Source organism: Micromonospora sp. RP3T (assembly GCF_003027925.1).
Classification (GTDB): domain Bacteria; phylum Actinomycetota; class Actinomycetes; order Mycobacteriales; family Micromonosporaceae; genus Micromonospora.
This window is the reverse complement of sequence record NZ_PYPS01000059.1, coordinates 22,002-31,097: the sequence shown is the minus strand read 5'-3', so window position 1 is coordinate 31,097 and position 9,096 is coordinate 22,002. Positions and strand designations below refer to the sequence as shown.

Annotated in this window: 7 protein-coding genes; 3 read left to right on the top strand and 4 right to left on the bottom strand. The window is 74.4% G+C overall.

Annotation, left to right across the window (positions count from 1 at the left end):
* From C8054_RS30345 to C8054_RS30335, 3 genes are all read left to right on the top strand, one after another.
* A partial coding sequence (locus C8054_RS30345; protein ID WP_368854617.1) for an SCO7613 C-terminal domain-containing membrane protein occupies positions 1-1,438 on the top strand: 1,438 nt, incomplete at its 5' end.
* 140 nt (positions 1,439-1,578) lie between these two features.
* Positions 1,579-2,631 (top strand): acyl-CoA desaturase, encoded by a 1,053-nt coding sequence (locus tag C8054_RS30340; protein ID WP_107162587.1) that lies wholly within the window; start codon positions 1,579-1,581, stop codon positions 2,629-2,631.
* 211 nt (positions 2,632-2,842) lie between these two features.
* On the top strand, positions 2,843-3,994 hold the full coding sequence (locus tag C8054_RS30335; protein WP_107162586.1) for an FHA domain-containing protein: 1,152 nt from the start codon (positions 2,843-2,845) through the stop codon (positions 3,992-3,994).
* Between the two features lie 61 nt (positions 3,995-4,055).
* Here the strand turns inward: C8054_RS30335 and rocD are convergent, their stop codons facing one another.
* From rocD to C8054_RS30315, 4 genes are all read right to left on the bottom strand, one after another.
* The gene (gene rocD, locus C8054_RS30330) at positions 4,056-5,270 is read right to left on the bottom strand and encodes an ornithine--oxo-acid transaminase (RefSeq protein ID WP_199199986.1); all 1,215 of its coding nucleotides are present in this window, start codon (positions 5,268-5,270) and stop codon (positions 4,056-4,058) included.
* Positions 5,270-6,085 (bottom strand): dimethylargininase, encoded by an 816-nt coding sequence (gene ddaH, locus C8054_RS30325; RefSeq protein ID WP_199199985.1) that lies wholly within the window; start codon positions 6,083-6,085, stop codon positions 5,270-5,272. Before ddaH ends, rocD begins: the two co-directional genes overlap by 1 nt.
* 485 nt (positions 6,086-6,570) lie before the next feature.
* Positions 6,571-7,440, bottom strand: a complete 870-nt coding sequence (locus tag C8054_RS30320) for a DMT family transporter (RefSeq protein WP_233220245.1) — start codon at positions 7,438-7,440, stop codon at positions 6,571-6,573.
* A 204-nt stretch (positions 7,441-7,644) separates the two neighbouring features.
* Entirely contained in the window at positions 7,645-9,096 is a 1,452-nt protein-coding gene (locus C8054_RS30315; RefSeq protein ID WP_107162589.1) for an RICIN domain-containing protein, read from the bottom strand.

Here is a 9,096-nt window from a genome sequence, read left to right as displayed (position 1 = left end):
CGGCACGGCGGCCCCGGCGGAGGCGGCCCGGGCCGGGTTGACCCTGCTGCTGCTGGGCGTCGCCGCGGCGGCGTACGCCCGGATCGGGACGCCGGTCGGCCGGCGCGTGCGGGCGGCGCTGCCGTTCGGCGCGGTGGCCCTGCCGGTGCTGCTCGCGGCGGCCGGCGCGCCCTGGCCGGTGGTGCCGGCGGTGGCGTTCGGCACCGGCCTGGCCGCGCTGCTGACCGCCGCCACGGCGGGTCCGGGGCCGGCCGTCCCGGTGGGTGAGGCTCCGACGTCGACGGTGGGTCCGGTCCCGGCCGTCCCGGTGGGTGAGGCTCCGACGTTGACGGTGGGTCCGGTCCCGGCCGTCCCGGTGGGCGACCGTCCGGTGTCGACGGTGGGTACCGGCGGCGTCGCCCCGGCGGGGGCGCGTCCGGCGTCGGTGGCGGGCCCGGTGGGGGCGGGTCCGGCGTCGGCCCCGGGCTGGTGGTTGCCGGTGCTGGTGCTGGCGGGCGCGGTGCTTGGCGGGTTCGGGTTCGGCGGGCTGGTCGCCACCCGGGCGGGGACGTTGGCCGGGCTGGGGGCGCTGGTGGTGGCCGGCGTGGTGGCGGGCGTGGCGGGGTGGTCGGGCGCGGTCCGGCTCGCCGGTTGGCTGGGCGCGGTGGCCGCGGCCACCGGCTTCGCGGTCACCGCTCCGCTGGCCGGCGGCCTGCCGTTGCGTACCGCCGGGTTCGCGGTGCTGGCCGTCGCGGCGGTGACCCTGCTCGCCGCGCCGGCGCTGCGGGCCTCTCGGATGGCGGGGGTGGTGCTGGAGGGGGTGGCGCAGGCGGTGGCGCTGCTCGCGTTGCTGCTCACCGGCGGCGCGCTGCGGCACGCGGCGGCGGTCTGCGCGCTCTGGGGCGTCGTGGTGGGGGTCCGGGTGCTGCGTCGGGGTGAGACGCCGGCCCGGCGCGCCGGTCTCGCGGCGGTCGCGGGCGGCAGCGAGCTGCTCGGCGGCTGGCTGCTGCTGGCGGCCGGCGGGGTGGCGGTGCTGGAGGCGTACACGGTGCCGGCGGCGGCGCTCGCCCTCGGCGCGGGCCTGGTCGCGCTGCGGCGTCGGCCCGGGCTGACGAGCTGGCTGGCGCTCGGCCCGGGGCTCGGCGCGGCGCTGCTGCCCAGCCTGGTCTCGGTGCTGGCGGCGCCGGACCCGCAGCCGCTGCGCCGGCTGGTGCTGGGCGCGGTGGCGCTCGGCGCGGTGCTCGGCGGCGCGGTCCGGCGCTGGCAGGCGCCGGTCCTGCTGGGCGCGGCCACGCTGGTGCCGCTGGCGCTGCACGAGCTGGCCCGGAGTTGGGACCTGCTGCCCCGCTGGGTCTTCCTCGCGCTGGGTGGCTTGGCGCTGATCGGTCTGGCCGCCACGTACGAGCGACGCCGCCGCGACCTGGCCCGCCTGCGTGCCGCCGTCACCCGCCTGACTTGACCGGTCCGGTCGCCGGGGTGGGGGCAGCACCACCCGAGGTTCGGGGGAAGGCGGGATTACCCAGGGCCACGAATTTCGCCAGGCTGGTCACCGAGGGTCACGATTGGGTGTGGCCCACGGCAGGCGGGGGGCGATGGCGGATGACGACTTCGACGGTGGCGGCACCGGAGGGCCGGCGGGGCAGCGACTACGCGCGGCTGTCCCGCCGGGTCGCCGAGGCCGGGTTGTTCGAGCGGCGGCCGGGCCGGTACGCGGTCCGCATCGCGCTCACCCTGGGCGCGTTCCTGGCCGGCTGGGCGGTGGTGGCGGCCGTCGGCGACTCCTGGTGGCAGCTGCCGCTGGCGGCCGTCATGGCGGTGGCCACCACCCAGGTGGCGTTCCTCGGGCACGACGCCGGGCACCGGCAGATGTTCCGTCGGCGCGGGCCCAGCGAGGTGGCCGGCCTGGTCGCCGGCAACCTCGCCGTGGGGCTCAGCTACGGCTGGTGGGTGGACAAGCACAACCGGCACCACGCCAACCCGAACCACGCCGACGAGGACCCGGACGTGGGCGCGGGCGCGTTGGTCTGGACGTACGAGCAGGCGCGGGCGACCCGGGGACTGAGCCGGTGGCTGGCCCGGCGGCAGGCGTGGCTGTTCTTCCCGATGCTGCTGCTGGAGGGGCTGGCGCTGCACGTGGCGAGCGTCCGGGCGCTGGCCGGTCGGCAGCCGGACGGCCGGTGGCGCGTCCCGGTGCGGCACCGGGCCGTGGAGGCGACGCTGCTCGCGGCGCACACCGCCGGTTACGTCGGCCTGCTGCTGGCGGTGATGTCACCGGGCAGGGCGCTGCTCTTCGCCGCCGTGCACCAGGGACTCTGGGGGCTCTACATGGGGTGCGCGTTCGCCCCGAACCACAAGGGCATGCCGATGCCCACCGCCGACGACGACCTCGACTACCTGCGCAAGCAGGTGCTCACCGCCCGCAACGTGCGCGGCGGCCGGTTCGTCGACCTGGCGCTGGGCGGCCTCAACCACCAGATCGAGCATCACCTGTTCCCGAACCTGCCGCGCGCCAACCTGCGCCGGGCCCGCCCGCTGGTTCGGGCGTACTGCGCCGAGCAGGGCATCCCGTACGCGGAGGCCGGGCTGGTCGAGTCGTACCGGCAGGGGTTGGCGCACCTGCACGACGTGGGGCGACCGCTGCGCGCGGGCTGAGCCGGGCGGGCCGGTCGGGGGCGTCGAGGGGGTGTCCCCGCCCGGCCCACCGGTGGCGTGCGCCGCTTCCGGCGTGCGGGGGAACGCCGCGGTCGGACGCGGCCGGTAGGGTCGTCGCAGTGGTGGGACGGCGCGTCGCCGGGGTGACGCGCGGCCCGGTGGGGTGACCGGCCCCGAGCGGGTCAAGCGACGACACGGTGCGGAGCGCGGCATGAGATTCGAGATCAGCAAGGTGCTGGACGCCATCGAGGGACGGGTCTGCACCGACCCGTTGCTGGCGCGGGCCGTGGTCGACCTGGCCGAGGTGATCCGCTGGCAGAACCTGGACGGCGGGCGGCCGGCCAGCCTGCTGCGGCTCGGGATGGTGATCGACGCGTTGTCCCGGCAGATCGGCGAGGACAGCGTCCAGGTCTACGCGATCGTGCACCGGGCGCTGCTGTCCGACGCCGACCTGACCTCCAACGAGCGGATGGTGGTCCGCCGCTGGGCCGACGACGGCCTGGTGGAGGTGCTCGACCAGCCCGGCGACCGGATGCTGGAGGTGGCCGACCTGCTCGGTCTGCCGGTGCTCACCCGCGCCCGGCTGGACGGGCTCGTCGGCCGTTACCCGTGGGTCGGCCAGGCCGGCCGGGTGCTCGCGCCGGTGCCCGGCGCCGGTGGGCCGGTGTTCATCGCGCACGTCGGCGGCGGTCAGGATCCGGTCGGCGGCACCCGCTCGCCGGCCGGCGTCAAGCTGCTCTCCCGGCAGTGGCGCTGCCCCGAGCCGGGCTGCGCGCTGTTCGGCGGCGGCGGGGGCGGCGGCGCCTTCGCCGACCTGGCCGCGATCGACCGGGCCCCGTCCGAGCAGCCGCCGCCCACGTTGCGCACCGGCGCGCCGACCTGCCCCCGGCACGGCAGCCGCCTCTCCGACGCCGGGCAGCGCCCGCGCAGCGAGGTGCTGGCGGTGCGGATCGGCGGGCTGGTGCGGAAGCGGTTCGTGCTCACCGAGGCCGATCCGGTGGCGGTCGGCCGGGCCCCGGACGGCCCCGGCAACGTGACGCTGGGCCAGTGGCTCAACGACGAGGCCCGCCGCTGGATCAGCCGCAGCCACGTCCGGTTCGACCTGGGGCGCGGCGGTGAGGTGGTGGTCACCGACACCAGCACCAACGGCTCCGGAGTCCGGCCGGGCGGGTCGATGGTCGAGACGGAGCGGATCCCGCTGCCGCCCCAGCAGTCCCGGGCGTTGGGCGAGGGCGACCTGATCGAGCTCTACCCGGGCGTGCAGATCGGGCGGGCCGCCGAGACGGCCAGCGACGCGACGTACACGCCGAACTCGGTGATGGCCGAGGCGCCGACCATGGCGATGCGGCTGCCGCGTCCCTGACCCACGAGCGCGAAGGGCGCCGGGACCGTCGTGGTCCCGGCGCCCTTCTTCGCGTACGCCGTCAGCCGGCCAGCACGGCGGCGAGCTGCGCCACCGCGTGGTCGATCTCGTCGGCGGTGATCACCAGCGGCGGGGCGAGCCGGATGGTCGAGCCGTGGGTGTCCTTGGCCAGCACCCCGCGCTCCATCAGCCGCTCGCACGCCTGCCGGCCACTCATCAGCGCCGGGTCGATGTCGACACCGGCCCAGAGACCGCGCACCCGGACGGCGACCAGACCCTTGCCGAGCAGCGCCTCCAGGCCGGCCTTCAGCCGCTCGCCCAGCTCGGCCGAGCGGCGCTGGAACTCGCCGGTGGCGAGCAGCCGGACCACCTCGGTGGCGACCGCGCAGGCCAGCGGGTTGCCGCCGAACGTGGAGCCGTGCTGGCCCGGCTGGAGCACACCCAGCACGTCGGCGTTCGCGGCCACCGCCGAGACCGGCACGATGCCGCCGCCGAGCGCCTTGCCCAGCAGGTACATGTCCGGGACGACGCCCTCCAGGTCGCAGGCGAACGTGGCGCCGGTGCGCCCCAGCCCGGACTGGATCTCGTCGGCGATGAACAGCACGTTCCGCTCGGTGCAGACCTCGCGTACGCCGGGCAGGTAGCCCTCCGGCGGCACCACGACGCCCTGCTCACCCTGGATCGGCTCCAGCAGCACGGCCACCGTGTTCTCGTCGATCGCCGCGGTCAGCGCGGCCAGGTCGCCGTAGGGGACCACGGTGAAGCCCGGCGTGTACGGCCCGAAGTCGGCCCGCGCGTCCTCGTCCGTGGAGAAGCTGACGATGGTGGTCGTCCGCCCGTGGAAGTTGCCCTCCGCCACCACGATGTTGGCCTGGCCCGGCGTGACGCCCTTGACCTGGTAGCCCCACTTGCGGGCGACCTTGATGCCGGTCTCCACCGCCTCGGCGCCGGTGTTCATCGGCAGCACCAGCTCCTTGCCGCAGAGCGCGGCCAGCTCCCGGCAGAAGTCGGCGAACTGGTCGTGGATGAACGCGCGGCTGGTCAGCGTGAGCCGGTCGAGCTGGGCGTGCGCCGCCTCGATCAGCTTCGGGTGCCGGTGGCCGAAGTTCAGCGCCGAGTAGCCGGCCAGGCAGTCCAGGTAGCGGCGGCCGTCCACGTCGGTCAGCCAGGCGCCCTCCGCCGAGGAGATCACCACGGGCAGCGGGTGGTAGTTGTGCGCCGTGTGGCGCTCCGCGTCCCGGACCGCGGAGGGGGTCCGCAGCATGTCGTCGATGATCACTTGGTCGCCTTTCCCTGACGGAGTCGCAACGTGCAGCACTTCGGTCCGCCGCCGGCCTTGCGCAGCTCGGACAGGTCGATCCCGATGGTCTCGTAACCCCGGTCGCGCAGCTTCGCGGCCAGGTCGGTGGCCTGCGCCGGCAGCACCACGTGCCGGCCGTCGCTGACCGCGTTCAGGCCCAGCACCTCGGCGTCGGCCATGGTCGCGTGGATCGCGTCCGGGAAGAGCCGGCGCAGCACCGCCTGGCTGCCCGGCGAGAACGCCTCCGGCAGGTACGCCACGGTCCGCTCGTCGAGCACGGTCAGCGCGGTGTCCAGGTGGTAGAAGCGGGCGTCCACCAGCTGCATGGTGACCACCGGGTAGCCGAAGACCTCCTGGAGCTGCGCGTGCGACGCGTGCGCGGTGCGGAACCCGGTGCCGGCGAGCAGGTGGTCGCCGACCAGCAGGACGTCGCCCTCGCCCTCGTTGAGGTGCTTCGGGTCGTGCATCTCGAAGCCGGCGGCCTCGAACCAGGCCCGGTACGCGGGCGCCTCGTCGGCGCGCTGCGGGTCGCGGAACTGCACCGCCATGGCCTTGTCGTCGATCACGGTGCCGCCGTTGGCCGCGAACACCATGTCCGGCAGGCCGGCGACCGGATCGATCAGCTCGACCTCGTGGCCCAGGTCGAGGTACGTCTGGTGGAGCTGCTCCCACTGCCGGATCGCCAGGTCGGCGTCGACCGGGGCGGTGGGGTCCATCCACGGGTTGATCGCGTAGTCGACGGCGAAGTACGTCGGCCGGCACATCAGGAAGCGCTGGCGGGTAACGTCCATCGTCATGTGGTGCTCCCAGGGTCGGGCGCGCCCGGCCACGGTCGGCCCACGGGCTGGCGCCGTGGCTCAACCGTATGCGGCCCGGTGCGTCGACTTCCACCGCGATACCGTGCGTCGAGCAGCGAATCGTTGCGTCTAGCGGCTCTTCGCCGGCTGATTGTTGCGCCTACGCACTCCGTGACCGTCCGGTTCCCTCGCCGCCGCTCAGTGTCGGACGCCTCCGGTTACCGCCCCCACCATCAGGAAAGACCGTTCCACCCGTCGAGATCCCCGGAGATCTTGGTAGGTTTCGGCCCCTCTGGGGGCCATTCCGTACCAAGATCTCGGGCCGCTCGGGCCGCTCGGGGCGGAAAAACACTTCGGGGGGCGGCGAATCGCCGCCCCCCGAAAGGGTGTTGCCCTGCCGGTGAACCACCGGAGCTGCCCGGTGAACCACCGGAGCTTTGTCGGGCTGCCGGTCGCTGCCGGCGATCGAAATAGTGCCCTCAGAATCGATCGACAAACTGTGAATCAAGCCACTCGCGGAAGCGGCCCACCCACTCGCCGTCCGCGGTCGGCCAGTCGAACTGGCCGGTCATCGCCACGATGCCGAGCACCACGGCGGCCAGGCCGACCAGGATGCCGATCAGCGCGTCGGTCTTCCCGGCCACGTGCCGGCGTCGGGTGGCGATCAGACCCAGCACCGCGAGCACCGCGCCGACCGCGCCGAGCCCGATGCCGTAGCCGGCCAGCGTGCCGGAGAGCACGAAGAGCGCGCCGACCACGGACACGATCAGACCGAGCGTGGCGAGCAGGCTGGCCCGCGGCTTCTTCGTCAGCTCCGGGTCGAGTGTCCGGTCCGGGCGACCGTCGCCGTCCACGTCGACGGGACGGTCCGCGCGGCCGTCCCGGTCCAGGTCGACGGCACGGTCCGGGCGGCCGTCCCCGTTCAGGTCGACGGCACGGTCCGGGCGGCCGTCCCCGTTCAGGTCGACGGTCTGCTCCCGGGTGGGTTCCGGGTCGACGGTCCGCGTACTCCGACCCGACGGCCGGCTGGTCGCCGCCCGGGCCGAGGCGGCCCGCTGCGCCGCCCGCCGCTCCGCCTCACCGGTGCGGGGCGCGGTCTCGACGCCCGCCGCGTCGGTGACCGGCCCGGTGCCGGTGACCGGTCCGGCGTCACCGGCCGGCCTCGCGTCGGCGACCGGCCCGGCGTCGGCGGCCCGCTCCGCCTCGGTGGCGGTGGCGCCGCTGCGGTACGTGGTCCGTGCCGCGTCGCGGTCGGTCACCACCGGCCGGTCGGCCGTTCCGTCCGCGGCCGGGGTTCCGTCGGCGGCCGGGGTCTCGTCGCGGGCGTCCACGACACCGTCGCCGTTCACATCGGTACTGCGCGCCGGAGAGTTCCGGCGGGACAGGATGTTCACCTTGGTACCTCCTGATGCAGGCGCGGAGGCCGCGCATGACAGGAAGGAGGTACCCAGGCGTGCGGAAATCGACACCCGACGACGGAACCGGGCCCGCCCCGGCCGGCCGACGTCCGGTCGGCCGGGGCGGGTCCGGTCACCGTCACGCGGGCGTCGTCGTCAGGACTGGGTGCGTGACCACTGCTGGTTGGTGCCCCCGCCGCAGGTGAGCTGCTGGACGTCCGCGCCGTCGCCGGTGCCGGCGTTGACCACGTCCAGGCACTTGCCGCTGTGCCGGGCCCGGAGCTGGAACCAGCTGCCGACCGCGGCCCACTGCCACTGCTGGTTCGCGCCCCCGCCGCAGGTGTACTGGATGATGTTCGCGCCGTCGGCGGTGGACGCGTCGGCGACGTCGAGACACTTGCCGCTGTTGGCGTTCACCAGGCGGAACCAGCCGCCGCCGGCGTCCTGGAACTCCCACCGTTGGTTCCCGCCGCCGTTCCACGCCCACTGCTTGACCTCGGCGTTGTTCGCGGTGGAGTTGCCGATCACGTCCAGCACCCGGCCGCTGTGCCGGGCGGTGACCCGGTACGAGACCGGCGTGTCACCGGTGACCGTCCCCGTGGCCGTGTCGATGGTGACCGACGGGTACCAGGTCAGGCTCATGCTGGTGCTGGTGGGGAACGAGATCGGCAGCCACACGTACTGCGAGTCGTTCACCGGCCCGCCCCACGCCCCTGCCCACCGGTCACCCAGGTAGAGGTAGCTCGTGGTGGCGGTGCCCTGGATCGGCAGCACGAAGGCGGGCTGGGAGTTGAACGTGGTGCCGTTGCCCACGTCGGTCCAGCCGCTCCACGGTCCCGAGATGCTCGGCGCGGTGGCGTACCGGGCCTGGTTCGGGCTCCAGCCCGTCGCCGCCGAGGTCAGCAGGAAGTACGTGCCGCCCCGCTTGAACATCGCGGGCGCCTCGCGCGTCGCGCCGGCCCAGAAGTTGCCCACCAGGCCGGCGACGTTGAGGTAGTCCGAGGTGAGCCGGTAGATGTTCAGGTCGCGGTTCTCGTTGGCCGCCGAGATCATGTACGCGGTGCCGTTGTCGTTGTAGAGCGTGATGTCCCGGGACATGTGCTGCCCGAGCGGCCGGAAGCTGCCGTGGTAGGTGTAGGTGCCGTCCACCGTGGCGGACGACGCGACGGCGGCCCGCGCCTCGTTGTAGTCGGACCCGTTCTCCTTGTGCATCCACATCACGAACCGGCCGGTGCCGGCGTTGTAGATGACCTTCGGCCGTTCGATGTTGGCCCGCTGGAGTTCGGTCGCCGACGCCTGGGTCAGCACGTTGTTGCGGAACTCCCAGGTGCGCAGGTCCGTGGAGCGGTAGACGGAGACCGCCCGGAACGTGTTGTCCGGGTTCCGGTTCTCGCCGAACCAGTAGTAGTAGTTGTCGACCTTGAGGACGCCGCCGCCGTGGGCGTGCACCACCGCGCCGCTCGTGTCGGTGAACTGCGTGCCGTTGGTGACCGTCACCGCCGCCGCCAGCGCGCCCGTGCCCGGCCCGACCATCATCGCGAGGGCCACGACCAGCGCCGTCCCGGCCGCCAGGAGGCGTCCGATCGATCCGTCCGTGGGAGACCGCAT